At 74.7% G+C, this 25,716-nt stretch carries 28 protein-coding genes; 13 read left to right on the forward strand and 15 right to left on the reverse strand.

Annotation, left to right across the window (positions count from 1 at the left end; all coding sequences use genetic code 11):
* Positions 1–5 precede the first annotated feature (5 nt).
* A complete protein-coding gene (gene cobA, locus ACERUJ_RS10925; protein WP_370248553.1) occupies positions 6–1,322 on the reverse strand; it encodes a uroporphyrinogen-III C-methyltransferase in 1,317 nt (438 codons plus the stop codon).
* Positions 1,323–1,417: 95 nt separating this feature from the next.
* Between cobA and ACERUJ_RS10930 the strand changes: the two genes are divergently transcribed.
* From ACERUJ_RS10930 to ACERUJ_RS10940, 3 genes are read left to right on the forward strand one after another with little or no spacing between them, the layout of a single operon-like run.
* Complete coding sequence (locus ACERUJ_RS10930; protein WP_370248554.1) at positions 1,418–2,236, forward strand: ABC transporter permease; 819 nt, start codon at positions 1,418–1,420, stop codon at positions 2,234–2,236.
* On the forward strand, positions 2,229–3,080 hold the full coding sequence (locus ACERUJ_RS10935) for an ABC transporter permease (RefSeq protein ID WP_370248555.1): 852 nt from the start codon (positions 2,229–2,231) through the stop codon (positions 3,078–3,080). The genes ACERUJ_RS10930 and ACERUJ_RS10935 overlap by 8 nt, the downstream gene beginning before the upstream one ends.
* Before the next feature lie 3 nt (positions 3,081–3,083).
* A complete protein-coding gene (locus ACERUJ_RS10940) occupies positions 3,084–4,058 on the forward strand; it encodes an ATP-binding cassette domain-containing protein (protein WP_370248556.1) in 975 nt (324 codons plus the stop codon).
* On the opposite strand, the gene ACERUJ_RS10945 is transcribed toward ACERUJ_RS10940, so the two are convergent.
* Positions 4,039–5,100, reverse strand: a complete 1,062-nt coding sequence (locus ACERUJ_RS10945) for a PP2C family protein-serine/threonine phosphatase (RefSeq protein ID WP_370248557.1) — start codon at positions 5,098–5,100, stop codon at positions 4,039–4,041. The genes ACERUJ_RS10940 and ACERUJ_RS10945 overlap by 20 nt on opposite strands.
* Before the next feature lie 93 nt (positions 5,101–5,193).
* Here ACERUJ_RS10945 and ACERUJ_RS10950 point away from each other — a divergent pair, with 93 nt between their 5' ends.
* Positions 5,194–6,177, forward strand: coding sequence for an alpha/beta hydrolase (locus tag ACERUJ_RS10950; protein ID WP_370248558.1), 984 nt, complete (start codon positions 5,194–5,196; stop codon positions 6,175–6,177).
* 33 nt (positions 6,178–6,210) lie between these two features.
* Here ACERUJ_RS10950 and ACERUJ_RS10955 read toward each other — a convergent pair whose 3' ends face one another.
* Complete coding sequence (locus ACERUJ_RS10955) at positions 6,211–6,876, reverse strand: nitroreductase family protein (protein WP_370248559.1); 666 nt, start codon at positions 6,874–6,876, stop codon at positions 6,211–6,213.
* Positions 6,877–6,997: 121 nt separating this feature from the next.
* On the opposite strand from ACERUJ_RS10955, the gene ACERUJ_RS10960 reads away from it, so the two are divergent.
* The gene (locus ACERUJ_RS10960; protein WP_370248560.1) at positions 6,998–7,351 is read left to right on the forward strand and encodes a hypothetical protein; all 354 of its coding nucleotides are present in this window, start codon (positions 6,998–7,000) and stop codon (positions 7,349–7,351) included.
* A 49-nt stretch (positions 7,352–7,400) separates the two neighbouring features.
* Here the strand turns inward: ACERUJ_RS10960 and ACERUJ_RS10965 are convergent, their stop codons facing one another.
* Together ACERUJ_RS10965 and ACERUJ_RS10970 are read right to left on the reverse strand one after the other, a co-directional pair.
* The gene (locus ACERUJ_RS10965) at positions 7,401–8,195 is read right to left on the reverse strand and encodes a sulfite exporter TauE/SafE family protein (protein WP_370248561.1); all 795 of its coding nucleotides are present in this window, start codon (positions 8,193–8,195) and stop codon (positions 7,401–7,403) included.
* Between the two features lie 17 nt (positions 8,196–8,212).
* Positions 8,213–9,007: an ABC transporter ATP-binding protein gene (locus ACERUJ_RS10970; protein ID WP_370248562.1), complete on the reverse strand. Its 795-nt coding sequence runs from the start codon at positions 9,005–9,007 to the stop codon at positions 8,213–8,215.
* Between the two features lie 57 nt (positions 9,008–9,064).
* Between ACERUJ_RS10970 and ACERUJ_RS10975 the strand changes: the two genes are divergently transcribed.
* Both ACERUJ_RS10975 and serB read left to right on the forward strand, forming a co-directional pair.
* Positions 9,065–9,811 (forward strand): hypothetical protein, encoded by a 747-nt coding sequence (locus tag ACERUJ_RS10975; RefSeq protein WP_370248563.1) that lies wholly within the window; start codon positions 9,065–9,067, stop codon positions 9,809–9,811.
* Between the two features lie 90 nt (positions 9,812–9,901).
* The gene (serB, locus tag ACERUJ_RS10980; RefSeq protein WP_370248564.1) at positions 9,902–11,140 is read left to right on the forward strand and encodes a phosphoserine phosphatase SerB; all 1,239 of its coding nucleotides are present in this window, start codon (positions 9,902–9,904) and stop codon (positions 11,138–11,140) included.
* Positions 11,141–11,171: 31 nt separating this feature from the next.
* On the opposite strand, the gene ACERUJ_RS10985 is transcribed toward serB, so the two are convergent.
* Positions 11,172–11,702 (reverse strand): histidine phosphatase family protein, encoded by a 531-nt coding sequence (locus ACERUJ_RS10985; RefSeq protein WP_370248565.1) that lies wholly within the window; start codon positions 11,700–11,702, stop codon positions 11,172–11,174.
* Between the two features lie 121 nt (positions 11,703–11,823).
* Between ACERUJ_RS10985 and ACERUJ_RS10990 the strand changes: the two genes are divergently transcribed.
* On the forward strand, positions 11,824–12,528 hold the full coding sequence (locus ACERUJ_RS10990) for a TIGR02206 family membrane protein (protein ID WP_370248566.1): 705 nt from the start codon (positions 11,824–11,826) through the stop codon (positions 12,526–12,528).
* 10 nt (positions 12,529–12,538) lie between these two features.
* On the opposite strand, the gene fabI is transcribed toward ACERUJ_RS10990, so the two are convergent.
* The 3 genes from fabI to ACERUJ_RS11005 all read right to left on the reverse strand — a co-directional run bounded on the left by fabI (position 12,539) and on the right by ACERUJ_RS11005 (position 14,521).
* On the reverse strand, positions 12,539–13,309 hold the full coding sequence (gene fabI, locus ACERUJ_RS10995; protein ID WP_370248567.1) for an enoyl-ACP reductase FabI: 771 nt from the start codon (positions 13,307–13,309) through the stop codon (positions 12,539–12,541).
* Between the two features lie 44 nt (positions 13,310–13,353).
* Complete coding sequence (fabG, locus tag ACERUJ_RS11000) at positions 13,354–14,043, reverse strand: 3-oxoacyl-ACP reductase FabG (RefSeq protein WP_370248621.1); 690 nt, start codon at positions 14,041–14,043, stop codon at positions 13,354–13,356.
* Between the two features lie 262 nt (positions 14,044–14,305).
* Positions 14,306–14,521, reverse strand: a complete 216-nt coding sequence (locus ACERUJ_RS11005; protein ID WP_370248568.1) for a dodecin — start codon at positions 14,519–14,521, stop codon at positions 14,306–14,308.
* Between the two features lie 78 nt (positions 14,522–14,599).
* On the opposite strand from ACERUJ_RS11005, the gene ACERUJ_RS11010 reads away from it, so the two are divergent.
* Both ACERUJ_RS11010 and ACERUJ_RS11015 read left to right on the forward strand, forming a co-directional pair.
* A complete protein-coding gene (locus ACERUJ_RS11010) occupies positions 14,600–14,935 on the forward strand; it encodes a DUF3099 domain-containing protein (RefSeq protein WP_370248569.1) in 336 nt (111 codons plus the stop codon).
* Between the two features lie 48 nt (positions 14,936–14,983).
* Entirely contained in the window at positions 14,984–15,205 is a 222-nt protein-coding gene (locus tag ACERUJ_RS11015) for an acetone carboxylase (protein WP_370248570.1), read from the forward strand.
* A 7-nt stretch (positions 15,206–15,212) separates the two neighbouring features.
* Here the strand turns inward: ACERUJ_RS11015 and moaA are convergent, their stop codons facing one another.
* Positions 15,213–16,202, reverse strand: coding sequence for a GTP 3',8-cyclase MoaA (gene moaA, locus ACERUJ_RS11020; protein ID WP_370248571.1), 990 nt, complete (start codon positions 16,200–16,202; stop codon positions 15,213–15,215).
* A 35-nt stretch (positions 16,203–16,237) separates the two neighbouring features.
* On the opposite strand from moaA, the gene ACERUJ_RS11025 reads away from it, so the two are divergent.
* The gene (locus tag ACERUJ_RS11025) at positions 16,238–17,083 is read left to right on the forward strand and encodes an SURF1 family protein (RefSeq protein ID WP_370248572.1); all 846 of its coding nucleotides are present in this window, start codon (positions 16,238–16,240) and stop codon (positions 17,081–17,083) included.
* 219 nt (positions 17,084–17,302) lie between these two features.
* On the opposite strand, the gene ACERUJ_RS11030 is transcribed toward ACERUJ_RS11025, so the two are convergent.
* The 3 genes from ACERUJ_RS11030 to abc-f all read right to left on the reverse strand — a co-directional run bounded on the left by ACERUJ_RS11030 (position 17,303) and on the right by abc-f (position 21,746).
* Complete coding sequence (locus ACERUJ_RS11030; RefSeq protein ID WP_370248573.1) at positions 17,303–19,180, reverse strand: ABC transporter ATP-binding protein; 1,878 nt, start codon at positions 19,178–19,180, stop codon at positions 17,303–17,305.
* 91 nt (positions 19,181–19,271) lie between these two features.
* A complete protein-coding gene (locus tag ACERUJ_RS11035) occupies positions 19,272–20,102 on the reverse strand; it encodes an enoyl-CoA hydratase/isomerase family protein (protein WP_370248574.1) in 831 nt (276 codons plus the stop codon).
* A gap of 45 nt (positions 20,103–20,147) precedes the next feature.
* Positions 20,148–21,746 (reverse strand): ribosomal protection-like ABC-F family protein, encoded by a 1,599-nt coding sequence (gene abc-f / locus ACERUJ_RS11040; RefSeq protein WP_370248575.1) that lies wholly within the window; start codon positions 21,744–21,746, stop codon positions 20,148–20,150.
* Between the two features lie 166 nt (positions 21,747–21,912).
* On the opposite strand from abc-f, the gene ACERUJ_RS11045 reads away from it, so the two are divergent.
* Together ACERUJ_RS11045 and ACERUJ_RS11050 are read left to right on the forward strand one after the other, a co-directional pair.
* The gene (locus ACERUJ_RS11045; protein WP_370248576.1) at positions 21,913–22,803 is read left to right on the forward strand and encodes a hypothetical protein; all 891 of its coding nucleotides are present in this window, start codon (positions 21,913–21,915) and stop codon (positions 22,801–22,803) included.
* A gap of 60 nt (positions 22,804–22,863) precedes the next feature.
* Positions 22,864–23,805: a neutral zinc metallopeptidase gene (locus ACERUJ_RS11050; protein WP_370248577.1), complete on the forward strand. Its 942-nt coding sequence runs from the start codon at positions 22,864–22,866 to the stop codon at positions 23,803–23,805.
* A 50-nt stretch (positions 23,806–23,855) separates the two neighbouring features.
* Here the strand turns inward: ACERUJ_RS11050 and ACERUJ_RS11055 are convergent, their stop codons facing one another.
* Both ACERUJ_RS11055 and ACERUJ_RS11060 read right to left on the reverse strand, forming a co-directional pair.
* Positions 23,856–24,764: a phosphotransferase gene (locus tag ACERUJ_RS11055; RefSeq protein ID WP_370248578.1), complete on the reverse strand. Its 909-nt coding sequence runs from the start codon at positions 24,762–24,764 to the stop codon at positions 23,856–23,858.
* Between the two features lie 18 nt (positions 24,765–24,782).
* Positions 24,783–25,490 carry a calcium-binding protein gene (locus ACERUJ_RS11060; protein WP_370248579.1) on the reverse strand — a complete coding sequence of 236 codons (708 nt, stop codon included), beginning with the start codon at positions 25,488–25,490 and terminating at the stop codon, positions 24,783–24,785.
* Positions 25,491–25,716 lie beyond the last annotated feature (226 nt).

A 25,716-nucleotide genomic window follows, 5' to 3' on the forward strand; every position in this document is an offset into this window, starting at 1 on the left:
CGGTGCTACTCCCCCGGCCCGGTGTGCGGGTCGACCGCGAGCCGGCCGGGGAACCGGTCGGGATGCGCCACCGCCACGACGTCGCCCACCACGATGATCGCCGGCGGGCGCACGTCCTGGGCCGCGATCACCTCCGTCATCGTCGCCAGGGTGGCGAGCACCGTGCGCTGGGTGGCCATGGAGCCGTCGGACACGAACGCGACGGGGGTCTGCGGGTCCCGGCCGCCCGCGAGCAGCGCCGCCGCGATCTGCGGGCCGTGCTCCACCGCCATCATCAGCAGCAGGGTGCCGCTCAAGCGCGCGACCGCGTCCCAGTCGGTCAGGGAGCGGGGGTGCCCCGGCGGCACGTGGCCGGAGATCACGGTGAACTCGTGCGCGACCCCGCGGTGGGTCACCGGGATGCCGGCCAGGGCGGGCACCGAGACCGGGCTGGTGACACCCGGCACGACCTCGACGTCGACGCCGGCCTCACGGCAGGCCAGCACCTCCTCGTAGCCGCGCCCGAACACGAAGGAGTCGCCGCCCTTGAACCGCACCACGCGCCGACCGGCCCGGGCCTGCTCCACGATGATCCGGTTGATCTCCTCCTGCAGCGCCGAGCGTCCGCGCGGCAGCTTGGCGACGTCGTAGAGCTCGACGTCGACCGGCAGGTCGCCCAGCGCCTCGCGCGGCGCGAGCCGGTCGGCCACCACCACGTCGGCCTCCATCAGCGCCCGTCGTCCGGCGAGCGTGAGCAGCTCCGGCTCGCCCGGGCCGCCGCCCACGAGCGTGACGCCGGCGGTGCGCGGCCGCGCGTCGGCGCGCCCGAGCCGGCCCTCGCGCAGCTCCTCGACGACCTCGTCACGGATCGCGGCGCTGCGTCGCGGCTCGCGGCTGCCCCAGACCGCGACGGTGACACCCGCGGCGCGACCGCTGGCCGGCGTCCAGGCGGTGGCCGCCTCGGCGTCGTCGGCGCGCACGCAGAAGATCCGCCGCTCCTCCGCCGCCGAGGAGACCGCGGCGTTGACGGCGTCGTCGTCGGTGGCGACCAGGACGTACCAGGCGTCGTCGAGGTCGGCGGCGTCGAAGCCGCGCGCGGCCCACCGCACCTCGCCCGCCTCGATGAGGCCCTCCAGGGCCGGCCGCACCCAGGGCGCGACCACCAGCACGTCGGCTCCGGCCGCGATCAGCTGCGGCACCCGTCGCTGCGCGACGTGCCCACCGCCGACCACCACGACCCGACGCCCCGCGAGGCGCAGGCCGACGGGGTACAGCGCGGCCTCGGCCCCGGTGCCGGGGGTCGGCAACGGGTCGGCGGTCTCGGGCAGGGGGGCGTCGTCCACGCCGGCCATCCTCCCGCGCGACTCCCCCGGCTGGGAAACCGCGCACCGCCCGACCCCGGGTGGCCTGCGCCACTCGGGATGACTAGCGTGACCGGGTGCGGCTCGCAGGTGTCTCGGGAGGGTGGGCGACGGCCGTGGTCGCCGCCGGGTTCCGGCGCTCCAGCACCTACCGCGCCGCCACCCTGGCCGGCATCTTCACCAACACCGTGTTCGGGTTCATCCTGTGCGGCGTCTTCGCGGCCGTCTGGGCGGCCCGCCCCGACGCCGGCGGCTACGACGCCACCCAGGCGATCACCTACGTCTGGATCGGGCAGGGGCTGCTGGCCGTGGTCGAGATGTTCGGCGGAGGCTCCCCCGACGACCTCGCCGAACGGATCCGCAGCGGCGCGGTGGCCAGCGACCTCGCCCGGCCGGCGAGCGTGCTCGGGTGGTACCTGTGCCTGGACCTGGGGCGGGCCTGCTTCCAGCTGCTCACGCGCGCCGGCGTCCCGCTCGTGATCGGTGCGCTGGTGTTCGGCCTCACGACGCCGACGGTCACCGGAGCCCTGCTGGTGGCGGTCGCGGTCCCGGTGGCGGTGGTCGTCAGCTTCGCCCTGCGGCTGCTCCCGGCGCTCACGGCGTTCTGGCTGCTCGACACGACGGGCCCCCGACTCCTCGGGGGCGTGCTCACGATCTTCTTCTCCGGGCTGACGGTCCCGCTGGTGCTGCTGCCCGACGGCCTGCGCGAGGTGACGCTGCTCCTGCCGTGGGCCGCGCTGCTGCAGACGCCCGCCGACCTGTGGCTCGGTCGCGTGAGCGGCGTCGAGGCGGTCGCGCTGCTCGGGGTGGCGATCGGCTGGGCGGTCGTGCTGCTCGGCGCCTGCCGGCTGGTCCTCGCCGCGGGGGAACGCCGGGTGGTGGTCCAAGGTGGCTGAGGCCCGGGAGGTCCAGGGCCGAGTGGGGCAGGACCGGGTGGACGGGCTGCGCGCCGACGTCGCGGACTACCGCACCCTCGCCGCCGCCTGGGGCCGCGCGGCGATGTCCTACCGCGCCTCGTTCGTGATGCTCAGCCTCGGCGGGCTGGTCATCACCGCCCTGGACTTCGTCGCGATCGCGGTCCTGCTCTCCCGCGCCACGACCCTGGGCGGCTTCGGCCTGCGCGAGATCGCGCTGCTCTACGGCGCCTCGGGGCTCGGCATCGCCGTGGCCGACCTCGCGGTGGGCCAGGTCGAGCGACTCGGTCGTCACATCCGCTCCGGCCGGCTGGACACGATGCTCGTGCGTCCGACGTCGCTCCTGGTGCAGGTGTGCACCGAGGAGTTCAGCCCCCGACGGATCTCGCGGGTGGTGCAGGCCGCCGTCGTGTTCGGCTGGGGCTGCGGCGCCGTCGCGTGGACGCCGGAGCGGGTGCTGCTCGCGGGCCAGATGCTGGTGAGCGCGACCCTGCTCTTCGGCGCGCTCTTCGTGGGCCTGGCCTGCCTGCAGTTCTGGACCACCGACGGGCAGCAGGTGGCGAACGCCTTCACCTACGGCGGCAACACCGTGACGCAGTACCCACTGGTGATCTTCCCGCGCGAGGTCGTGCTGGCGCTCACCTTCGCCGTGCCGCTGGCGTTCGTGAGCTGGTACCCCAGCCTGCGCCTGCTCGACCGCCCCGATCCCCTCGGCCTGCCCGCGGCGCTGGCGTGGTGCTCGCCGGTGGCCGTGGTGCTCGCCGTGCTCGCCACCGTCCTCGTCTGGCGCGCCGGCGTGCGCCGCTACACCTCCACCGGGAGCTGATCCGTGCCCACCCCGCCCGTCATCGTCACCCGTGGCCTCACGCGGGTGTTCCGCCGCACCGAGGGCGACCTGCGCGCCGTCGACGACGTCGACCTCGAGGTGACGCCTGGGGAGTTCCTCGGCCTGCTCGGGCTCAACGGCGCCGGCAAGTCGACCGCCGTCAAGCTGCTCACGGGCGTGCTGGTGCCCACCGCCGGCAGCGCGCGGGTGTGCGGCCTGGAGCCCGCCGCGCAGCGCCGACGGCTCGCCCGCCGCATCGGGGTGGTCTTCGGTCAGCGCAGCGCGCTGTGGTGGGACCTGCCGCTGGCCGACTCGTTCACCCTCGTGCACCGGCTGTACCGCACGACGCCGGCCCACCACCGGGCCCGCCTCGACGAGCTGGTGGACCTGCTCGACCTCGGGCCGCAGCTGCGCCAGCCGGTGCGCTCCCTCAGCCTGGGTCAGCGCATGCGCGGCGAGCTCGTGGCGGCGATGCTGCACGACCCCGAGGTGCTGTTCCTCGACGAGCCCACCATCGGCCTCGACGTGGTGAGTCGGGCGCGGCTGCGCGACGTCCTGCGCGACCTCAACGCCCGGCGCGCCACCACGATCGTGCTGACCACCCACGACCTGCCCGACGTCGAGGCGCTGTGTCGGCGGGTGGTCGTGCTCGACCACGGCCGGCTCGCGCACGACGGCACGCTCGAGGGCCTGCACCGCCTGGGCCGCAGTACCCGGATCCTGAGCGTCGACCTCACCGAGGCGCGACCCGCCCTCACCTTCCCCGGGCTGCCCGGCGTGCACGTCGTCGAGGTCACCGACCGGGTCCAGCGCATCTCGCTCCCCCTCGAGCAGCCCGCGGCGCCGGTGATCGCCGCCGTCGTCGCCCAGGCCGGGCTGCGCGACCTCGCCCTGCAGGACCCGACGCTGGAGGGCGTCATGCACGCCCTGCACGGAGCCGGGTCGACGCCGGCCGGGTCTACGCCGGATCGCGACTGAGCATCAGCACCGCGCGGTCGTCGTCGCCGCGGGGCACCTGCCGGATGATCCGCCGGGGCGCCCCGAGGGCGCCGCGCCGGAGGGCGGCGGTGGCGACGCCGCACAGCCAGCCGATGCCCTCCTCGATGTCCTGGCCGCGCGATTCGACCACCCCGTCGGTGTAGAACAGCAGCGCGTCGCCGGGGGCCAGCACGCCCTCGGTGGCCTCCAGGTCCGGGTCGGGCAGCACCCCGAGCGGCAACCCGCGCGCGGCGTCCTCGCGCCAGGTGCGGGCCGCCGGGTCCCAGCGCAGCGCCGGGGGGTGGCCGGCCGAGAGGATGCGGTAGCGCCCGGAGTCGAGGCAGACGGTGATCGCGGCGGCGGTGGCGAACATCTCCTCGCGGCCCTGGCGCAACAGGAACCGGTTGGCCGCGGCGAGCAGCTCGTCGGCCTCCAGCGAGCCCACCATGCCGCCGATCGCACCGGCCAGCATCAGCGCCGACGGCGCGGCCTCCACACCCTTGCCGACGACGTCGACCAGCACGAGGTCGACCCGGCGATCGGTCTGCTCCACGATCATGAAGTCCCCGGCGTAGCCGACGCCGTGGGCCGCGACCATCGCGGTCTCGCACCGCCAGCCGTCGGGCAGCGCCGGCACGCGGCCCTGGGCGTCCAGCCGTTCGCGGAGGTCGGCCAGCAGGGCACCGCTCAGCGTGGACGGGAGGCCGGTGCGCTGCTGACGCGCGGTGTAGAGGACCAGCACGATCGTGATGGCGAAGAACAGCAGCGACATCCAGCGCGAGAACGTCATCGGCGCCAGCGCGACCCAGGTGACGGTGCCGGCGACGCCGACCACCACGGCGTGGACGATGAGCGGACCCACGCGCAACAGGAACGCACCGAGCACGAGCCACATGAGGTAGCCGGCCAGCGGCACGACCTGCCAGACCAGGGAGAGGGGCACCGAGAGCACGACGGCGAGGAGCAGCAGCCCCAGGACGCGGCGCTGACCCAGCCGCGTGCCGGAGCGCCACCCCGAGACCAGGTCGCCCCTCCACCCCACGCGAGGACGGTAGCCCCTCCGGCCCCTCCACCGCAGGAGGGTGGCCCCACGTCCTCGCACGGGCGCGTCCCCGGGATCTGCCAGGATGCGGCCATGTCGTTCTCGGACGCCGTCGCGGGCTCACTCCTCCCCGACGTCCTGGGCGGGGACTGGACCGCGGAGACGATCGGCCTGCCGCCCGACCACGAGGGCCCGGTGGTGGCCACCCTGGTGCGCCGCACTCCCCTCGGGCCGACGTCGCAGGGGGCCGTGCTGCTCGTGCACGGCTTCGCCGACTACTTCTTCCACACCGACCACGCCGACTGGTGGACCGCCCGCGGCTGGGACGTCTACGCCCTGGACCTGCGCAAGTACGGACGGTCGCTGCGCCCCCACCAGACCGCCACCGACATCACCGACCTCGCCGAGTACGACGCCGAGCTCGGCCTCGCCTGGTGGCGGGTCACCCGGCGCGACGGCCACCGCCGCGTCGTCGTGGACGCCCACTCCACGGGCGGACTCGTCGCCGCGCTGTGGGCCGACCGGGTCCGGCCACCGGAGCTGGCGGGCCTGGTGCTCAACTCGCCGTGGTTCGAGCTGCAGGGGGCGCCCTGGCTGCGCACCGCCGCCGCCGCGGCCGCCCTCGACCAGCTCGGGCGGCGGCGTCCCGGGCTGGAGATCCCGCGGGAGGTCAACGGCTTCTACGGGCGGTCGCTGCACCGCGACCACGAGGGCGAGTGGACCTACGACCTGGCCTGGAAGCCGCTGGAGTCCTATCCCGCCCGGGTCGGCTGGCTGCGGGCCGTGCGCGCCGGGCACCGGCGCCTCCAGGCCGGTCTCGACGTCGACGTGCCGACGCTGGTGCTGTCCTCGGGCCGGTCGCACCGTCCGACCGTGCTGGACGAGGACGTGCACACCTGCGACATCGTGCTCGACGTGGAGCACATCCGGCGCTGGGCCGGCGCGGTCGGACGGCACGTCACCTCGATCGCCGTCCCCGGCGCCCGCCACGACGTGTGGCTCTCCCGCCCCGAGGCGCGCGCCCGGGCCCACGCCGTGCTGGGCCGCTGGCTCGCCACCTGGCTCGAGGGGGACTGACCGGGAGTGACCGGGCGCCGCGCCGTCAGCCGCTCAGGGGCTCAGGGGCTCACCGTCGAAACGCTCCCGGGTGACCCACTCCTCCACCGGCCGGCGCCGCAGCTTCGTGAGCTGCTTGACCGGTCGTCCGAGGGGGACGACGGTCGCGACCGCGTGGTGCGCGGGGATCCCGAGCAGCTCACGCACCGCGTCCTCCTCCACCACGGCCATGGTCGTGATCGTGCCGCCGTAGCCCTCGGCCCGCGCCGCGAGCAGGACGTTCCAGACCAGCGGGTAGACCGAGGCCCCGCTGACGACCCCGACCCGGGGCAGGTCCTGGTCCATCGCGGCGACGACGCCGAGGTCGACGCTGAACACCAGCACGGCGGCCGCGGTGAGCACCGGGGCCGTGTAGGCGGCCGGCACCTCGGTGGCCGCGATCGTGGCGGCGTCCGGACCGGGCGGGTGCAGGGGGTTCCACGGGCTCTCACCGGCGGCGATCTGCGCGAGGTAGCGGCGGGCGGCCGTGAGGTTCAGCTCGGCCAGCCGCTCCCGGGTCGCGCGATCGCGCACCACCGTGAGGTGCACGCCCTGCCGGTTGCCGCCGCTGGGGGCGAACCGGGCCAGGTCCAGGATCCGGTACAGCACGTCGTCGGGCAGCGGGTCGTCGGTGAACTCCCGCACCGCGGCGGTCGTGCGCATCACCTCAGCCAGGTCCATGCCCCCCACCGTGCCCGGTCGCGCCCGCCCGCGCCACATCCGGCCGGGCCCTTGACCGGACAGCACCGGGCCTCCGCCGGGCCTCCACGGGGGTGCGGGGGCGATGCCCTAGGGTCGCGGCATGAATCCTGTGACCGGTCTCTCACTCGGCCGCATCGTGATCGGGGCGGCCTCCCTCGCCCGCCCCGAGCTCGTCGCCGGCACCCTCGGCACCACCAGCAGCTCCCCCGTGCTCACCCAGTGGTTCGGCAACCGCGAGATCGCGCTCGGCGCCGCGACCCTGCTCAGCCGGGGCGGAGCGCGGCGCACGATGCTGCTGATCGGTGCGGCCGTCGACGCCGCCGACGCCGCCACCGCCTACCAGGCCGTGCAGGGCGGGTCGATCCCGAAGTCGGCCGGCATGCCCGCCGTCGCCGTCGCCGCGGGCGCCACGCTCGTCGGCCTGCTCGGACTGCGGTTCAAGAAGTCCGCCTGAGGCGCCCGGCCGGTCCGGCCGGGCCGCCCCGGCCCCCGGACCGGCCGGCTCAGGTGAGCAGGAACGCCGTCAGCGCCGCCAGCCCCACCACGACGATCACGACGCGCAGCACCACCGGCGGGAGCCGACGACCGACGCGGGCACCGAGCACACCGCCCAGCACCGAGCCCACCGCGAGCAGTGCCACCACCGTCCAGTCGACGTCGGCCACGACGGCGTAGACCAGCCCCGCGACCCCGTTGACCGCGCCCGCGAGCACGTTCTTGAGCCCGTTGCTGCGCTGGAGGTCCTGCGGCACGCCCGACCCGAGCACCCCCATGAGCAGCACGCCCTGCGCCGCCCCGAAGTAGCCGCCGTAGATCCCGGTGGCGAACACCGCCGGCCGGACCCATCCGGCGTCGCCGCGCGTGGAGGTCGCTGCTTCGGAGGTCGCCCCGGCGGCCGCCTCGCGGGCGGCCGCACGGTCCGCGACGGCCGCCGAGAGCCGCGGCTGCAGCACCACCAGCAGCAGTCCGAGCAGCACCAGCACCGGCACGATCGCCTCGAAGGCTCCGGGCGGCAGCGTGAGCAGCAGGACGGCGCCGAGCAGTCCGCCCAGCACCGAGGCCGGGAGCAGCCGACGCACGAGCGCCCCCTGCCCGCGCAGCTCGCGGCGGTACCCCAGCGCACCGGTGACCGCGCCCGGCACGAGGCCGATGTTGTTCGAGACGTTCGCGACCACCGGCGGCACCCCGACGGCGAGCAGCGTCGGGAAGGTGAGCAACGTGCCGGAGCCCACGACCGCGTTGATCGTGCCCGCGCCCAGTCCGGCCGCCGCGCTCGCGGCGGCCTCGAGGGGACCCATCCCAGGACCTCCGCCGATCAGCGCCGACGGGCGCGGCGTCGGGCGGCGTAGCGCCCGTCGACGACGCTGAGCTCCAACGGCATCCCGAAGGTCGCCGAGAGCGTGCTGGAGGCGAGGGCGTCCTCGATCGGGCCGGCCGCCATCACCCGACCCTGCCGGAGCAGCATCGCGTGGGTGAAGCCCGGGGGGATCTCCTCCACGTGGTGGGAGACCAGCACGGTGGCCGGCGAGTCGGGGTCGTAGGCCAGCACCGAGAGCGTCGAGACGAGGTCCTCGCGGCCCCCGAGGTCGAGCCCGGCGCCGGGCTCGTCGAGCAGCAGCAGCTCAGGGTCGGTCCTCAGGGCCCGGGCGATCTGCACACGCTTGCGCTCGCCCTCGCTGAGGGTGCCGAACACCCGGTCGGCGAGGTGGGTGACGCCGAGCTCGCGCAGCAGCGCCTCGGCCCGCTCGTGGTCGACGGCGTCGTAGGCCTCGCGCCAGCGGCCCACGACGCTGTAGGCGGCCGAGACCACGAGGTCGCGCACGACCTCCTGGCGCGGGATGCGCTCGGCCAGCGCGGCGCTCGCCACCCCGATCCGGGGACGCAGGTCGAACAGGTCGGTGCCGCCGAGCAGCTCGCCCAGGATGCCGACCGACCCGCTGGTGGGGTGCAGCTGCGCGGCCGCGACCTGCACCAGGGTGGTCTTGCCCGCACCGTTGGGGCCGAGCACCACCCACCGCTCCCCGGAGCGCACGACCCACGTCACCCGGTCCAGCAGCAGGCTCTCCCCGCGCCGGACGGTGACGTCGGCCAGCTCCAGCACCGCGCTCATGCGCCCCACCCTAGTGGGGAGCCGGTCCCCCGGGTCCCGGGGTTAGAGTCGCCGGTCGTGAGCCTGCGAGACGCGACCCCCACGCCGGCGCTGCTGCCCGTCGGCGCCCGGCTGGCGTGGTGGGGCACCGCCTGGTTGCGCGGGCACATCGGCCCCGACGACCTGCTCGACGGCGTGACCGGCGACGACGTCGCCCACGTCGTGGTGGGTCGTCCCGGCGAGTCGCTGGTCGGTCTGCTAGCGGGGCTGCGCGCCGAGGGCGCCGAGGGCTGCGGCCTGGCCCTGCCGGTGGAGGGGCACCTGGTCGGGCTCGGCGGCCCACCGGCGTTCAACGACGCGGCCCTGGAGGTCGGCGAGGCGGTGGTGGTCGTCGGCACCGGCGTCGGTCTCACCCCCGCCCAGGTCGGCCCGGTGGTGGAGTGGAGCCTGCACCCGGCAGCCCGCCGGCAGGTGCCCGACCTGGGCGACGCCGACCGCGACCTGCGCAGCACCCTGCTGGGCACCGCCGAGACCCTGGCCCGCCTCGACGTCGCCCGGTGGCGCCCCGAGGTCGCCGACGCGCTCATGAACCTGCGCCACCGCGCGCCGCTGCACCCGCCCGCCGGGGTGCCTCCCCGCGCCGTCGCCCTCGCCGAGCGCGCGCTGCAGGCCCTGGCGATCACCGAGCTCGCGCTCGAGGACGACGGCGGTGCGGTGTCGGCGATGGAGGCACAGCGACGACGCGAGGCCCTGCTGCCGCTGGCCCGGGCCGGCCGGGCCGGCCTCGTGGCCGCCTGCTCCCCCGAGGGGTGGCCCCCGGCCTGACCCCCGGCCTGACCCCCGGCGCGGCCCGGGTGCCCGGGGAATGACCGGCGTGCGCCCGCCGGGCCGCGGGATCGCTAGCCTCAGGTCCTGATGTCCGCGACGCCGCACCGCCCCGAGACCCTGCTCGTGACCCTCACCGGTCAGGACCGACCGGGTGTGACCGCCACCCTGTTCGGGGCGATGGTCGGCAGCGGGGTGGAGGTCCTCGACATCGAGCAGATCATCCTGCGCCAGCGGCTGATCCTCGGGGTGCTGCTCACCACGCCCGGCGGGCCCGGTGATCCCGCCGCCACCGACGACCTGGTGGCCACCCTCGAGCGGGTCGCGGCCGAGCTCGGCATGAGCATCGAGGTGCAGCGCGGCACCGGCGACAACTTCACCCGCGGCGAGGGCCGTTCCCACGTCACGCTGATCGGCCAGCCGCTGGCCGCGAGCGCGATGGCGGCCGTGGCGGGCCGGATCGCCGAGATCGGCGGGAACATCGACCGCATCGAGCGGATGGCCCGCTACCCCGTGACCGCCATCGACCTCCACGTCTCCGGCGCCGACCCCGACGACCTCCGGGCGCGGCTGGCCCCGACGGCCGCGGAGAACGGCGTCGACCTCGCGGTGCAGCCCGCCTCGCTGCTGCGACGCGGGATGCGGCTGATCGTCATGGACGTCGACTCCACCCTCATCCAGGGCGAGGTCATCGAGATGCTCGCCGCCCACGCGGGGGTCGAGCCGCAGGTCGCGGAGATCACCGAGCGGGCGATGCGCGGCGAGCTGGACTTCGAGGCCTCGCTGCGCGAGCGCGTGCGCATGCTCGCCGGGCTGCCGGCCTCGGTGCTCGACGAGGTCTACGACCAGATCGTGGTGACGCCGGGGGCCCGCACGATGGTGCGCACCCTGCGCCGGCTCGGCTACCGGTTCGCGATCGTGTCCGGCGGCTTCTCCCAGATCACCGACCGGCTCGCGGCCGACCTCGGCATCCACTTCGCCCGCGCCAACGAGCTCGAGATCGTCGACGGCGTCATCACCGGCGCCATCGTCGGCGAGGTCGTCGACCGCGCCGGCAAGGCCCGGGCGCTGCGCGAGTTCGCCGAGGCCGTGGGCGTGAGCCAGGCGGCGACGGTGGCCATCGGCGACGGCGCCAACGACCTCGACATGCTCAACGCCGCGGGCCTCGGGATCGCCTACAACGCCCGCCCCGTCGTGCAGGCGGCCGCCGACACCGCGGTGAACGTGCCCTACCTCGACACGATCGTCTACCTGCTCGGGATCAGCCGCGAGGAGGTCGAGGCGGCCGACGCCGAGGCCGGCATCGTGACCCCCGCCCCGCCGATCTAGGACGTCGCGAGCCCCACGTCGACCCGGCCGCCTACCCGCGGGCGACGTGGGCGGCGCCGAGCCGCGCGGTGCCCGGCTCGAGCGCGGCCCAGGAGCCCGGCAGGTGCAGCACGGCCAGGGCGGAGGTCGGGAAGTGACCGGCCGGCAGCGCCGACGCGGCGAGCGCCGGGTCCGACCCGTCCTCGAGCAGGGCCACGAGCATCGCCATCGTCGGGTTGTGGCCCACCACGACGAGGGTCGTGGCGTCCTCGGGGGTCAGGCGCAGCAGGTCCAGCGCGGACTCCGGACCGGCGGCGTACAGCCCGCGGTCGAGGTCGGGCTCGAGGTCCCAGCCGGCGCCGAGCGCGACGTCCTCCCAGGTCTGGTGGGTGCGCAGCGCCGCCGAGACCAGCGCGTGGGACGGGCGCACGCCGGCCGCGGCGAGCCACGCCCCCGCCGCGCGCGCGTCGCGGTGCCCGCGCGGCGCCAGGGGCCGGTCGAAGTCCGTGGGGCCGTCGGGCTCCGCCTTCGCGTGCCGCATCACGACCAGGGTGCGCTCCGAGACGGACCGGGGGTGGGTCATGAGCAGGAGCCTAGGCCGTGGCCCCCGCCTCGGGGGGGCGGACACGTCCCCGGTGTTCGCCCCACTGGCTACGCTCGGCGGCACCGACCCCGTGTGCCGCCCGCCGCCCCCGGAGCCCGTCATGGATCCCTACAGCCCCCCGCACCTCGTCGCCCTGGCCGTGCTGCTCCTCGGCCTGCCCGTGCTCGTGGTCCTCGCGCGGCGTGACGCCGCCCGGGGGAGCCGCCGTCTGGCGCGGACGATGGCGGTCGCCATCCCGGTGGTGCACGTGCCCACCCAGGTCGTCGACGTCCTCACCCGGTTCGACGTCGACGTCTCGTTGCCGCTACACCTGTGCGACCTGGCCTGGGTGGCCGCCACGTGGGCGCTGTGGACCGGTCACCGGCTCGCGGTGGCGCTGACCTACTTCTGGGGCCTGGTGCTCACGACCCAGGCGGTGGTCACGCCGTCGTTGGGCGAGGACTTCCCCGACCTGCGGTTCTTCGCCTTCTGGGCGCTGCACCTGCTCATCATCTGGGCCGCGGTGGTGCTCGTGTGGGGCTACCGGGTGGTGCCGGACTGGCGGGAGTACCGCCTCACCCTGGTGGTCACCGGGGTCTGGGCCGTGGCGACGTTCGGGATCAACGAGGTGCTCGGCACCAACTACGGCTACCTGCAGGAGAAGCCGGCCGGCGGCTCGGTGCTCGACCTGCTCGGACCGTGGCCCGTGTACGTGCTCGCCGAGATCGCGATCGTCGCGGCGGTGTGGGCCGCCATGACCGCGGCGTGGCCGGCGACGCGGCGCGCGCCGGCCCCGCGGTCCGACGCCGCGCCGGTCCCTTCGTGAGTGCACCCGCTCAGGCGCCCATCGCGTGGAAGCCGCCGTCGACGTGGACGATCTCGCCGGTGGTCGCGGGGAAGAAGTCCGAGAGCAGCGCGCAGACCGCCTTCGCGGTCGGGACGCGGTCGTTGTTGTCCCAGCCGAGCGGCGCCTTGGACTCCCACAGGGCGTCGAGGTCGGCGAACCCGGGGATGGCCTGCGCGGCGAGCGTCTTCAGCGGCCCGGCCGAGACCAGGTTCACCCGGATGCCGTCGGGGCCCAGGTCGCGGGCGAGGTAGCGGGCGCAGGACTCCAGCCCGGCCTTGGCGACCCCCATCCAGTCGTAGACCGGCCAGGCCACGCTGGCGTCGAAGGTGAGGCCGACGATCGAGGACCCCGGGCCCAGCAGCGGACGCGCCGCCATCGCCAGCGACTTCAGCGAGTAGGCCGAGACGTGCACCGCCTGCGCGACGTCGTCCCAGGGGCCCTCGAGGAACTTCCCGCCCAGCAGGGTCTCGGGGTTGCCGTAGGCGATGGAGTGCACGACGCCGTCGAGACCGTCGACGTGCTCCCGGACGGCGTCGGCCAGCCCGGCGAGGTGGTCGGGGTCGGTGACGTCGAGCTCGAGCACGGGGGGCTCGACCGGCAGCCGCCGGGCGATGCGCCGGGTGATGCCCATCGCCCGGCCGAAGTTGGAGATCAGCACGGTGGCGCCCTGCTCCTGCGCGATCCGCGCGGTCGCGAACCCGATCGAGGAGTCGAGGGTGACACCGGCCACCAGGAGGCGCTTGCCGTCGAGAAGTCCCATGGCGGGCTCGCTTTCGGATGTCGGGGGTGGGGGGCGGTGGCCGGTCAGTGGCCCATGCCGAGGCCGCAGTCGACGGGGATCACCGCGCCGGTGACGTACCCGGCGTCGGCGAGCCACACCACGGCGTGGGCGATCTCCTCGGTCGCGCCGTAGCGGCCCAGGGGGACCTGACCCCGGATGGCGGAGCGCTGGTCGTCGGTGAGCACCGCGGTCATGTCGGTCTCGACGAACCCCGGGGCCACGACGTTGGCGGTGATGTCGCGCGAGCCGAGCTCGCGCGCCAGCGAGCGGGCCAGGCCGACCAGACCGGCCTTGGAGGCGGCGTAGTTGGCCTGTCCGGCCGAGCCGAGCAGGCCGACGACCGAGGAGACGAAGATGAGGCGGCCGCGGCGCTGGCGCAGCATGCCGCGCGCGGCCCGTTTCGCGAGGCGGTAGGCGCCGGTGAGGTTGGTGTCGACCACTCGGTGCCAGTCGTCCTCGCCCATGCGGAGCAGGAGGGTGTCGGCGGTGATGCCGGCGTTGGCGACGAGCACCTCGACCGGGCCCCACTCCGCCTCGATCCGGGCGAAGGCCGCCTCGACGGCGGCGGGGTCGGTGATGTCGCAGACCAGGTCGAGGGCGCCCTCGGGTCCGCCGCCGGACCGGGAGGTCACCGCCACGCGGTCGCCGGCGGCCAGGAAGGCCTGCGCGACGGCGCGGCCGATGCCCCGGCTCCCGCCGGTCACCAGCACCACCCGGCCCGCGGACGGACCCGCCTCGGTGGGGGTCGGCGTCGGCGCCGTGGACGTCTCGCTGCTGCTCACGTCGCCGGACGCTAGTGACTACCGAGAGGTAACCCCCAAGCAGGACGGCGGTGCCGGAGCAGGTTTGGCGGGGCCTCACAACGCCGACGCGGCGACCCTGTGACAACCGGCCAACCCGGCGCCGCACCGCCGCCCCGTCGACCGGAGCCGGGGACGACCCCCGGAGGTGGAGCCGTGGTGGGGCTGCGGCGTCCTACTCGTCGTCCTCGAGGCGGAAGCCGATCTTCAGGCCCACCTGGAAGTGCTCGACGCCGTTGTCCTTGATGTGGCCGCGGATCTGGGTCACCTCGAACCAGTCCAGGTGGCGCAGGGTCTGCCCGGCCCGCTCGATGCCGTTGCGGATGGCGGCGTCCACGCTCTCGTTGGAGGTGCCGACGATCTCGGTGAGTCGGTAGGTGCGATTGGTCATGGGTCGACTCTAGGGTGCGGCTGTCCGCGGCGGGACGGCACGCCGAGAGGGTGAGGAACGGCTCCGTAATCTGGAGTCATGGCCCGAAGCTCCCGGCGCGACGACGACGCCATCCGGATCACCACCGCTCCGCAGAGCCGGGCCGACGACATCCGCAAGCGCCAGAAGCGCTACCTGCTCTCGATGAGCCTGCGCACGATCTGCTTCGTCGGCGCCGTGCTGGCCTCGCTCAACGGCATCGACTGGCTCTGGCCGTGGCTGGTGGCGGGCGCGCTGATCCTGCCCTACATCGCCGTGGTGGCGGCCAACGCGGCGGCCAACCTCTCCGAGGGGTTCCGGCTGCGCGAGACCGAGTACATCGGGCAGCAGCTGCCCGGCGGCCGCAGCGAGGACTACGGCCAGCGCCGTCTCTGAGCCCGGCGCATCCGAGCCGGGCCGGGCCGCGTTCACTACCCTGAGGACGTGACCGACCCCTCCACCGACGGCTCCGACACCGGCCCGGCGATCTGCTCGGCGAAGGGCTGCCAGCTCCCCGCCGCCTGGGAGCTGCGCTGGAACAACCCCAAGCTGCACACCCCGGAGCGCCGCAAGGTGTGGCTGGCGTGCGAGGAGCACCGCACCTCGCTGACCGACTTCCTCGGCGCCCGCGGGTTCCTGCGCGAGACCGTCGCGCACGCGGGCTGAGCGCCGCTCAGCCGCCGATCGCGGACATCGGGCGCTGGGGCTGCAGGAAGCTGGGGTCGTCGATGCCGTGACCGGCCGCCTTGCCGCGCATGGCGGTGGCCCAGCGCTGCGCCAGCTCGTCGTCGTCGGCACCGGCCCGCAGGGCGGCCCGCAGGTCGGACTCCTGCCGGGCGAACAGACAGGTGCGCACCTGGCCGTCGGCGGTGAGCCGGACCCGGTCGCAGTCGCCGCAGAAGGGCCGGGTCACCGAGGCGATGACGCCGACGGTGGCCGCGCCGCCGTCGACGAGGAACAGCTCGGCCGGCGCACTGCCCCGGGGCTCGTGCGCGGGCGTGAGGGTGAACTCCGCGGCCAGCCGCTCGAAGATCTCGTCGGCGGTGATCATGCCGTCGCGCGACCACCGGTGCTGGGCGTCGAGCGGCATCTGCTCGATGAAGCGCAGCTCGTAGCCGCGCTCCAGGCACCAGCGCAGCAGCTCGGGCGCGTGGTCGTCGTTGATCCCGCGCATCAGCACCGCGTTGACCTTCACCGGCCCCAGACCGGCCTCGGCGGCCGCCGCCAGACCCGCGACGACGTCGTGGAGCCGGTCGCGCCGGGTCAGCTCGAGGAAGGTGTCGGCCCGCACGGTGTCGAGGCTGACGTTGACCCGGTCCAGCCCGGCCGCCGCCAGCGCGGGCGCGACCTTGGCCAGGCCGAGGCCGTTGCTGGTGATCGAGGTCTCGACGCCGAGCGCGTGGGTGCGGGCCACGATGTCGACCAGCCCCCGGCGCACCAGCGGCTCGCCGCCGGTGAAGCGCACCTCGGTGACGCCGAGGCGCTGCACGGCGATCGTGATGAGCCGCACGATCTCGTCGTCGGTCAGCACCTGCTCGGTGGGCAACCAGTCCAGGCCCTCCGCGGGCATGCAGTAGGTGCAGCGCAGGTTGCAGCGATCGGTCAGGGAGACACGCAGGTCGGTGGCCACACGGCCGTAGCCGTCCACCAGAGGGAGCACCATGGGTCAACCATACGGCCGTTGGCTAGATTCGAAGGGTGGGGACGTTCCGGTTCATGCTCAGCCGGCGCTGGCTGGTCTTCGCCCTGGTCGTGGCCCTGCTCGCGACCCTGGCCTGGTGGCTCGGGGAGTGGCAGTTCGGCCGACTGGAGGACCGCAAGGAGCGCAACGCGATCATCCGCGCCAACGAGACCCAGGACCCGGCCCCGGTCACCGACGTGCTCGCGCTCCCGGGCCGCGGGCTCGACCCCGACCGGGAGTGGCGGCTGGTCAGCGCGACCGGCACCTACGCCGTCGACGAGACCGTGATCGTGCGCTACCGCACGCGTGACGGTCGGGCCGGGGTCGACGTCGTCGTGCCGCTGCGGCTGGCCGACGGCACGCTGGTGGCCGTCGACCGGGGCTGGCTGGCCACCCAGAACCAGGGCACCGCCGACCCCGGCGACGTGCCGGCCCCACCCGCGGGCGAGGTCACCATCACCGGCTACGCCCGGGTGGACGGCACGGGCGACTCGGTGACGGTCGACGACGACGCCTCCACCCGTGCGATCAGCTCGCGCGAGCTGGGCGAGCACTGGGGCCAGCCGACGCGGGGAGGGTTCGTGGACCTCGCCAGCGAGACCCCCTCCCCCGTCACGCCCCTGGCGCTGCGCGAGCTGCCCGAGCTCGACAACGGCCCGCACTTCTTCTACGGCCTGCAGTGGTGGTTCTTCGGCGTGCTCGCGGTCTTCGGGTTCTTCTACCTCGCCTACGACGAGCGCCGCCGCGGCCCGCGCGGCGAGCGCACCCCCTCCGGTGACGGCTCCCGACCCGCGCGCCCGGCACGCGAGCGCAAGGTGCGGCAGTCCAACGTCAACCCCGCCTACCAGCGCCGCCGCGACTGACATCCCACCCGCGTCCCGTGACGGCGCCGGGGCGCCGCCTCGACGAACGAGGGTCCCCCCGGTCGTTGAGGAGCGACCACGTCTCGTGACGGCGCCGGGGCGCCTCCTCGACGAACGTGGGTGGCCCGGTCGCCGTGCTGCCGGCCGTGGGGAACCACGGTCGTCGAGGAGCGAGCGCAGCGAGCGTCACGAGACGCCCCCAGCCGACCTCGCCCGGCCTCAGGAGGGCGTGGTGGTCTCCTGGCCGGCGAACTGGGTGCGGTAGAGCTCGGCGTACAGGCCCCCGGCGGCGAGCAGGTTGTCGTGGGTGCCGGACTCGCGGATGCGGCCGCCCTCGAGCACGAGGATGCGGTCGGCGTCGCGCACGGTCGAGAGACGGTGCGCGATCACGAGTGAGGTGCGGCCGCGCAGGGCGTTCTCCAGGGCCCGCTGCACCGCCGCCTCGGACTCGGAGTCCAGGTGGGCCGTGGCCTCGTCGAGCACGACGATGCGCGGCGCCTTGAGCAGCAGCCGGGCGATCGCGAGCCGCTGGCGCTCCCCACCGGAGAGGCGGTAACCGCGGTCGCCGACGACGGTGTCCAGGCCCTCGGGGAGGCTGCGCACCAGCGGGGCGATCTGCGCGGCCTCCAGCGCCGCCCACAGCTCCTCCTCGGCCGCACCGGGCCGGGCGTAGCGCAGGTTCGCCGCGATCGTGTCGTGGAACATGTGAGCGTCCTGGGTGACGTACCCGACCGCCTCCTCCAGCGACTCCAGGGTGACCTCGCGGACGTCGCGGTCCCCCACGCGGACGGCACCGGCGTCGACGTCGTAGAGCCGCGCCACGAGGTGGGTGACGGTGGACTTCCCGGCGCCCGAGGGACCGACGAGGGCGACCATCTGGCCGGGCTCGGCGACGAAGCTGACGTCGTGCAGGACCTGCTGGCGTCGACCGCTCTCGCGGCGGGCCAGGACCTCCAGGGACCCCAGCGAGACGTCGTCGGCGCGCGGGTAGGTGAACCCCACACCACGGAACTCCAGCCGGCTGGCGTCGGGGGCGAGCGGGACCGCGTCCTCGCGATCGGCCACCAGCGGCGCGAGGTCGAGCACCTCGAAGACCCGCTCGAAGCTCACCAGCGCGGTCATGACGTCGATGCGCACGTTGGAGAGGCCCTGCAGCGGACCCAGCAGCCGCAGCAGCAGGGTGGCCAGGGCCAGCAGCGTGCCGACGGTGAGGGTGGAGGAGATCGCGAGCTGTCCCCCGACGCCGTACACGACCGCCGTCGCGAGTGCCGGGACGGCGACCATCGCCGCCCCGAAGATGCGGGTGATGAGGGCGATGCGGATGCCGAGGTCGCGCACGCGGGCCGCCTTGGCGGCGAAGAGGTCGTCCTCCTCCTCCCGCCGCCCGAACAGCTTGAGCAGCATCGCGCCACCGACGTTGAAGCGCTCGGTCATGACGTTGCCGAGGTCGGCGTTGCCGTCCATCTGCTCACGGGTCAGGCCGGCGAGCCTGGCCCCGACCAGACGTGAGAGCACGAAGAGGATGGGGAACATCGCGACGCACAGCAGGGTCACCTGCCAGCTGAGGGCGAGCATGGCGATCCCCACGACCACGACGGCGATCGTGTTGGCCACCGTGCTGGACAGGGTGGAGGTGAAAGCCCGCTGCGCGCCGATGACGTCGTTGTTGAGCCGGCTCACCAGGGCGCCGGTCTGGGTGCGGGTGAAGAAGGCCAGCGACTGGCGCTGGACGTGGCCGAACACCGCGGTGCGCAGGTCGTAGATGAGGCTCTCGCCGATCCGCGAGGAGAACCAGCCGCCGACCACGGCCAGGATCGCGTTGAGGATCGCGACACCGGCCATGGCGAGGGCCAGCAGGGCGACCAGGCGGCGGTCGCCGGTGGCGATGCCGTCGTCGACCAGGCGCTGCACGAGCAGCGGCAGGGCGATCACCATGGCGGCGTCGACGACGGTCACGGCGAGGAACACCGCGATGAGCCGCCGGTGGGGTCGGGCGAAGCGCAGGATGCGCAGCACCGTGCCCCGGTCGACCCGGGTCGCGACCGCCTTGCGATCGGACTTCAGGTGCCGCCAGACGACCGCGTTGGGTCCTCCCATGCCGGCCATCGGGCCACCACCTCTCTGCTCACTGCGCTCTCGTGCGGGGGGTGCCGACCGCGGTCCGGTCCCGGCGGGTCCGGGGTCGGGGTCAGCCGGCGGGCTGCACGCCCAGCTCGGGCGCCATCTCGGTGAAGCGGCGGAACTGGGCGGTGCGCTCCACCTCGCACTGCTCGTCCAGCGTGCGGGTGAGCGCGCCCTGGAGCAGTGCCTTGGTCTCGCGGACCGCCCCGACGCGCGGGGCGGTGAAGGCGGCGACGTGTCGCGCCACCGCCGCGTCGAGCTCGGCCTCGGGCACCTGCTCGAGCGCGAAGCCCAGCCGGACGGCCTCCTCGGCGCCGACCATGCGGGCGGTGGCGCAGATCTCCAACGCCCTCGCGTACCCAACGCGCTCGACGAGCGGCTTTGTTCCCGCGAGGTCCGGCACGAGGCCCAGCGCGGCCTCCTTCATGCAGAACTGTGCGGTGTCGGCGGCCACGATGACGTCGCAGCTCAGCGCCAGCTGGAAGCCGGCGCCGATGGCGTAGCCGTGCACCTGGGCGATCGTGACGAACCGGGGGTCGGAGAGCCAGGTGAAGCCCTGCTGGTAGTCGTGGATGCGGGCGGTCATCTCCGCCTGCGGCATCGCGAGCAGCTCCGCGACGCTCTCCTCCGAGGCCGCCTTCTCCCCCGGGAGCAGCAGGTTGCGGTCCAGCCCCGCGGAGAAGCAGGGGCCGGCCCCGCGCAGCACGACCACCCGGACGTCGTCGGGCAGCGACGCGCCGAGGGCGGCCAGCGCACGCCACATCGTGGGGGTCTGGGAGTTGCGCGAGGTGGGCCGGTCCAGGGTGATGGTGGCGACCTGGTCGGCGATCTCGAGGCGCAGTCCCGCGGAGGCGAGCTGCTCGGCGCTGGGGATGCTGGAGGGGGCCACGGTCGTCATGACCTGTGATCCTACGGGCCGACGGCGCCCGGTTTCGGACGAGTGTCAGGCCAGCGAGACCAGGTCGGCGTACTCGGGGTTCCACAGGTCCTCGACCCCGTCGGGCAGGATCAGCACCCGGTCGGGCTCGAGCGCGTGCACCGCGCCCTCGTCGTGGGTGACGAGCACGATCGCGCCCTCGTAGCGACGGATCGCGCCGAGCACCTCCTCGCGGGAGGCCGGGTCGAGGTTGTTGGTGGGCTCGTCGAGCAGCAGCACGTTCGCGGCCGAGACCACGAGGGAGGCCAGCGCCAGTCGGGTCTTCTCCCCGCCCGAGAGCACCCCGGCGGGCTTGTGCACGTCGTCGCCGGAGAAGAGGAACGACCCGAGCACCGAGCGGGCCTCGGTGTCGGTCAGCTGCGGTGCGGCCGACTGCATGTTCTCCAGCACGGTGCGGCCGACGTCGAGGGTCTCGTGCTCCTGGGCGTAGTAGCCGACCTTGAGGCCGTGGCCCGGCACGACCTCGCCGGTGTCGGGCTTGTCGACGCCCGCCAGGATCCGCAGCATCGTGGTCTTCCCCGCGCCGTTGAGGCCGAGGATGACCACGCGCGAGCCCTTGTCGATCGCGAGGTCCACGGCGGTGAACACCTCCAGCGCACCGTAGGACTTCGACAGGTCGTGGGCGGTGAGCGGCGTGCGTCCGCAGGGCGCGGGCGTGGGGAACTTGATCGCGGCGACCTTGTCGCTCTGCCGCTCGCCCTCGAGGCCGTCGAGCAGTTTCTCGGCCCGCTTGAGCATCTGCTGGGCGGCGCTGGCCTTGGTGGCCTTGGCGCGCATCTTGTTGGCCTGGTCGGTGAGGGTCTTGGCCTTGTTCTGCGCGTTCATCATCTCGCGCTTGCGGCGGGCCTCGTCGGTCTCGCGCTGGGTCAGGTAGTTCTTCCAGCCCATGTTGTAGACGTCGACGACGGCGCGGTTGGCGTCGAGGTGGAAGACCTTGTTGACCGTCTCCTCCAGCAGCGCGTTGTCGTGGGAGATCACGATGAAGCCGCCCTTGTAGGACTTCATCCACTCGCGCAGCCACACGATGGAGTCGGCGTCGAGGTGGTTGGTGGGCTCGTCGAGCACGAGCACCTCGGCGCTGGAGAACAGGATGCGGGCCAGCTCGACCCGGCGACGCTGCCCGCCGGACAGCGTGCCCAGGGGCTGGTCCATGAGCCGGTCCGGGATCCCGAGGCTCTGGGCGATCTGGAGCGCCTCGGTCTCGGCGGCGTACCCGCCGCCGGCGTCGAGCTCGTCCTGGGCGCGCTGGAAGCGCCGGAACGCCTTGTCGCGCTCCTTGGGATCGTCCGAGCCCATGGCCACCTCGGCCTGACGCATCCGCCGGACGGCGTCGTCGAGCCCGCGCGCGGAGAGGATGCGGTCACGCACGACGACCTCCGGGTCGCCGACGCGGGGGTCCTGGGGCAGGTAGCCGAGCTCGCCGGTGCGGGTCACCGAGCCGCCCGCCGGGAGCAGGTCGCCGGCGAGCACCTTGGTGAGGGTGGTCTTGCCGGCGCCGTTGCGGCCGACGAGGCCGACCTTGTCGCCGGCACCGACGCGGAAGCTGACATCGCCCATGAGGAGGCGCGCACCGACGCGGACCTCGAGCTGGTGCACCGTGATCATGACGGCTGCGATCCTAGGTGCGACGGCGTCGCGAGGACGCATCCGCGCGCCTCACCGCACCGGTCCCGGCGCGCACCGGAGCACCATCCGACGGCCGTCTGACGGCCTCGTGACGGTCCACCAGGCGTCGCCCGGCGGTCACGCGCGACTCCTAGCGTCGTGGCACGTGACCAGGCTCACCGTCCTCGTCCCCGCCGCCACCGTCCCGCTGGTCGTCCTGGCCGCGCTGCTCGGCCCCCCGTCCCCGGACGCCGCGCCGACGCTGCCGGTGCCGGTCTCCGCCGCCGTCGTGCCACCCGGGCCTCCTTCCCCGGACCGTCCCGGCCGTCTCCGGAGCGCGGCCGTGCTGGACCTGGGGCTGACCACGGCCAACATCCGCAGCGGCGAGCACCCGATGCCGCAGCCGGACGTCGTCGACGACGTGGCCGCCGTCGCCGCCGCGACCCCCGACGGCGGTGCGTTGCTGCTGCAGGAGATCATCCCGGCGCGCTACCGGGCCGCCGTGCGGGAGCGGTTCCGCGACCGGGAGATCGTGGCGATCCGCACCACCTCGGTCCCGATCGTGGTGCCGCGCGGCTGGACCGTGCGCGGCAGCGGCCACGTGCTCGTGCACCGGGGGCGTCCCGACGCCGGGCCCGACCGGTTCGTCTCCTGGGCCGTCGTGCGGCCGGGCGGATCGGGGACCACGGGAGCGGTGGCGCTGCTCAACACCCACTTCGTGCACGCCGCCTGGAACGGCCGACCCGACCGCTGGGACCCCTGGCGCAAGGACCGCTGGCGCGCGCACCACGTCGTGGTCGAGCGGATCGTCGCCTCCTTCGTGGCGCGGGGCATCCCGGTGCTGGGCGGCGGCGACTTCAACCGCACCGTGCGGCGGGGTCTACGACCCTTCCACCCCGACCAGCGGTGGCTGCACTCCGACGGCGGCATCGACAAGCTGTTCTGGGTGCCGGCCGGCGGCGCGGACGTGAGTGTCGATGCGCGCGACCTGACCCCGCTGCACTCCGACCACGACGCCCGCACGGTGCGGCTGCGGCTCGTGCTCCCCACGGGCTGATCCCACGGGCTGATCCCACGGGCGGGCGCCACCGGCGCGGCGGATCGCTAGATTCCCTCCATGCGCTTCAACCCGAAGGCCCGGCTGGACTCCTCGCGCGTGCACGACGCCGGGCGCGGCGGCGGCCGTGGCGGCGGAGGTCTGGGCGGGGCACTCGGCAGCGGCCGCGGGCTGCCCCTCCCGGGCGGGCTCGGCGGCGGCGTCGGCGGGTTCGTCGTGCTCGCCCTCGTGGTGGTGGTCTACCTGCTGCAGAACAGCGGTGGCGGTGCCGGTGGTTCCGGCGCCGCCTACGACACCGGTCGCTTCACCGACACCGGCCGGTACGCCGGGTGCACCACGGGCGAGGACGCCAACGCCAGCGCCGACTGCGCCCGGGTCGCGGTGGAGAACTCCCTGGACGACTTCTGGTCCACCACCCTCGGCGACCGGTTCGCCCCGATCGAGGGCCTCACGACCTTCGAGGGCTCCATCAGCACCGGGTGCGGCGGGGCCTCCTCCGACGTCGGGCCGTTCTACTGCCCCTCCGACCGCTCGATCTACCTCGACGACGGCTTCTTCGTCGACGTGCTGCAGGGCGAGCTCGACGGCCCGGCCGGGGCGTTCGTGGAGCCCTACGTGCTGGCCCACGAGTACGGCCACCACATCTCGAACCTCCTCGGCACGATGGGACAGGTGACCGGCGACACCGGCCCGCAGAGCAGCGGCGTGCGGTTGGAGCTCCAGGCCGACTGCTTCGCCGGTCTGTGGGCCGCCCACGCCACCACCACCGAGGACGCCGAGGGCCAGGTCCTCCTGCTCGACCTGACCGACGAGGACATCGCGCTGGCCATCGAGGCCGCGAAGGCGGTGGGTGACGACTACATCCAGCGCCGCACCGGCGGCCGGGTGGACGAGGAGGTCTGGACCCACGGCTCCTCGGCCCAGCGCCGGGACTGGTTCGAGCGCGGGTTCGCCGGCGACTCGATCCGGGACTGCGACACGTTCGGCGCCGGACGCGTCTGAGGCGGCGTCGCCGGGCCGAGGGCGGCCGGGCCGAGGGCGGCCGGGTCGACCTACCAGCCGAGCAGCGCCTCGACGTGGGCGAACTGGCGCTGCAGCGCGCGCAGGTGGGGCGCCACCGCGGGATGGCGGAACTTCGCGAGCAGCGGACCCTCGCCCGACGCCACCCGGGCCAGCACCCACTCCGCACGGCTGAGCGCGGTGTACAGCGCCACGACCCGCGCGCCGAGCAGCACGTCGTCGCGGGTGGCCGTTCCCGCGGGCAGCCCCAGGAGGTAGGCCTCCAGCAGGGGGTCGAACTCCTCACGGCTGCCGACGGAGAACAGGCCGAGGTCGCCGCCCACCGGCCCGACACCGAGCGTGGCCCAGTCGATGGCCAGCGCGTCGTCACCGATCCTGCCGGGCAGGTTGGCGTGGCACGGATCGCCGTGCTGGGGCACCTGCGGCAGGGCGTCGAGCAGGTCGAGGAAGGTGCCGCGCCGCTCCCACAGGTGGTGGGCGACGTCGGCGGCGGCCGTCCGCGCCAAGGTCGGCCAGCCCCCCGCGGCGTGCGCGGTGCGTTCCAGACGGCGCCGCAGCTGGTCGCGGCACAGGAACGCCGGGCGCGGGAGCGCCGAGCCCGCGAAACGACCCAGCGCGACGGCGAGGAACAGCCCGGGCACCGCCGCGTCCTCCACCCACTCCCGCGTGATCGTGAGGCCCCCCGCGTCCTCCTCGACCGACGCCGGCTGGCCACGGAGCCCGGCCGTGGCGCGCACGATGCCGGTCTCGAGCACGTCGGCCTCGCGCCGCCAGTACGCCGGATGGGTCGGGTCGGACAGCTCCCGGGGATCGTGGGGCTCGGGCCGCGCGAGCCGCTTCACGACCAGCGGCCGTTCGCCGTCGGTCGTGCGCCACACGCCGACCGTCGAGGGACCGGTGCCGCCGGGGAGCGGATGCCAGCCCGGTTCGGGCGCCCACATGGGCGCGACGCTAACCCATCACCGCAGGTCGGCGCGGGCGATCCGCCGCGGCGCGCCGCGCGGGGCGGGGGTCGCCGCCTCGTCGGCCACGATCCGCTCGCAGGTGCGCACGACGTCGTGGTCGTCGGCGCGGGCCGTGTCGGGACCGTCCTCGCCCACCAGGAGGTCCGCGCCGTCGGCCCCTGTCAGCTCGTCGGCCCCGCCGGCGCCGAAGAGGACGTCGTCGCCGGCACCGCCGTCGAGGACGTCGACGTCCTCGCCCCCCACCAGGCGGTCGCCGTCCTCCCCGCCGGCGATCGTGTTGGCCCCGATCCCGCCACGCACCCAGTCCTGTCCGGACCCGGTGTCGACGACGTCGTCCCCCTGGGCACCGTTGACGAAGTCGTCACCGGCGCCGGTGCGCACGACGTCGTCGCCGTCGTCGGTCAGCACCCAGGCGCGGTACCGCGCGGGCAGGGCGGTGGTGTCGACCACGTCGTCGCCGAGCCGGGGCCAGATCTCGAGGAAGACCTCGCGCTGCCGTGACCGCGCGGGACAGGCGGCCGCGATCCCGACCGGCGGGGAGAGCCTGCGACAGCCCGCCGGCAGGCCGCGCCAGGCCGCCGTGCCACGGTCGGCGATCACCAGGCGCCCCCCGAGCAGGGAGACGCGCAGGTCGCTGTCCTGCTGGCCCGCGCGGAAGCGGTAGCCGCGCTCGGTGCGGTCCAGGACCGCGAGGCCCTTCAACGGCTCCGCCGGGCCACCCTCCCCGGTCAGGGCCGTCGGAGGTTGCCCCGGGGCCGGACCCGGGCCGCCGCCCTGGCGGACGGAACCGCCGTGGTCCGCCCCGGCGGGGGGCGTCACCAGCAGGACGAGACCGAGGACGAGTGCGAGGACGAGCGGGAACGCACGACCGGGAGCGGTCGCGGAGAGGGCACCGGAGGGCAGGCGGACAGGACGGGTCGTCGACATG

It is taken from the genome of Nocardioides sp., assembly GCF_964228225.1.
GTDB lineage: Bacteria > Actinomycetota > Actinomycetes > Propionibacteriales > Nocardioidaceae > Nocardioides.

What these genes read in the sequence shown, in the direction of transcription:
- ACERUJ_RS10950 (WP_370248558.1), top strand. Translation starts at nt 5,194, where the DNA reads ATGTCGTTCTCGGACGCCGTCGCGGGCTCACTCCTCCCCGACGTCCTG.
- ACERUJ_RS10955 (WP_370248559.1), bottom strand. Translation starts at nt 6,876, where the DNA reads ATGGACCTGGCTGAGGTGATGCGCACGACCGCCGCGGTGCGGGAGTTC.
- ACERUJ_RS10960 (WP_370248560.1), top strand. Translation starts at nt 6,998, where the DNA reads ATGAATCCTGTGACCGGTCTCTCACTCGGCCGCATCGTGATCGGGGCG.
- ACERUJ_RS10965 (WP_370248561.1), bottom strand. Translation starts at nt 8,195, where the DNA reads ATGGGTCCCCTCGAGGCCGCCGCGAGCGCGGCGGCCGGACTGGGCGCG.
- ACERUJ_RS10970 (WP_370248562.1), bottom strand. Translation starts at nt 9,007, where the DNA reads ATGAGCGCGGTGCTGGAGCTGGCCGACGTCACCGTCCGGCGCGGGGAG.
- serB (WP_370248564.1), top strand. Translation starts at nt 9,902, where the DNA reads ATGTCCGCGACGCCGCACCGCCCCGAGACCCTGCTCGTGACCCTCACC.
- ACERUJ_RS10985 (WP_370248565.1), bottom strand. Translation starts at nt 11,702, where the DNA reads ATGACCCACCCCCGGTCCGTCTCGGAGCGCACCCTGGTCGTGATGCGG.
- ACERUJ_RS10990 (WP_370248566.1), top strand. Translation starts at nt 11,824, where the DNA reads ATGGATCCCTACAGCCCCCCGCACCTCGTCGCCCTGGCCGTGCTGCTC.
- fabI (WP_370248567.1), bottom strand. Translation starts at nt 13,309, where the DNA reads ATGGGACTTCTCGACGGCAAGCGCCTCCTGGTGGCCGGTGTCACCCTC.
- ACERUJ_RS11005 (WP_370248568.1), bottom strand. Translation starts at nt 14,521, where the DNA reads ATGACCAATCGCACCTACCGACTCACCGAGATCGTCGGCACCTCCAAC.
- ACERUJ_RS11010 (WP_370248569.1), top strand. Translation starts at nt 14,600, where the DNA reads ATGGCCCGAAGCTCCCGGCGCGACGACGACGCCATCCGGATCACCACC.
- moaA (WP_370248571.1), bottom strand. Translation starts at nt 16,202, where the DNA reads ATGGTGCTCCCTCTGGTGGACGGCTACGGCCGTGTGGCCACCGACCTG.
- ACERUJ_RS11030 (WP_370248573.1), bottom strand. Translation starts at nt 19,180, where the DNA reads ATGGGAGGACCCAACGCGGTCGTCTGGCGGCACCTGAAGTCCGATCGC.
- ACERUJ_RS11035 (WP_370248574.1), bottom strand. Translation starts at nt 20,102, where the DNA reads ATGACGACCGTGGCCCCCTCCAGCATCCCCAGCGCCGAGCAGCTCGCC.
- abc-f (WP_370248575.1), bottom strand. Translation starts at nt 21,746, where the DNA reads ATGATCACGGTGCACCAGCTCGAGGTCCGCGTCGGTGCGCGCCTCCTC.
- ACERUJ_RS11050 (WP_370248577.1), top strand. Translation starts at nt 22,864, where the DNA reads ATGCGCTTCAACCCGAAGGCCCGGCTGGACTCCTCGCGCGTGCACGAC.
- ACERUJ_RS11055 (WP_370248578.1), bottom strand. Translation starts at nt 24,764, where the DNA reads ATGTGGGCGCCCGAACCGGGCTGGCATCCGCTCCCCGGCGGCACCGGT.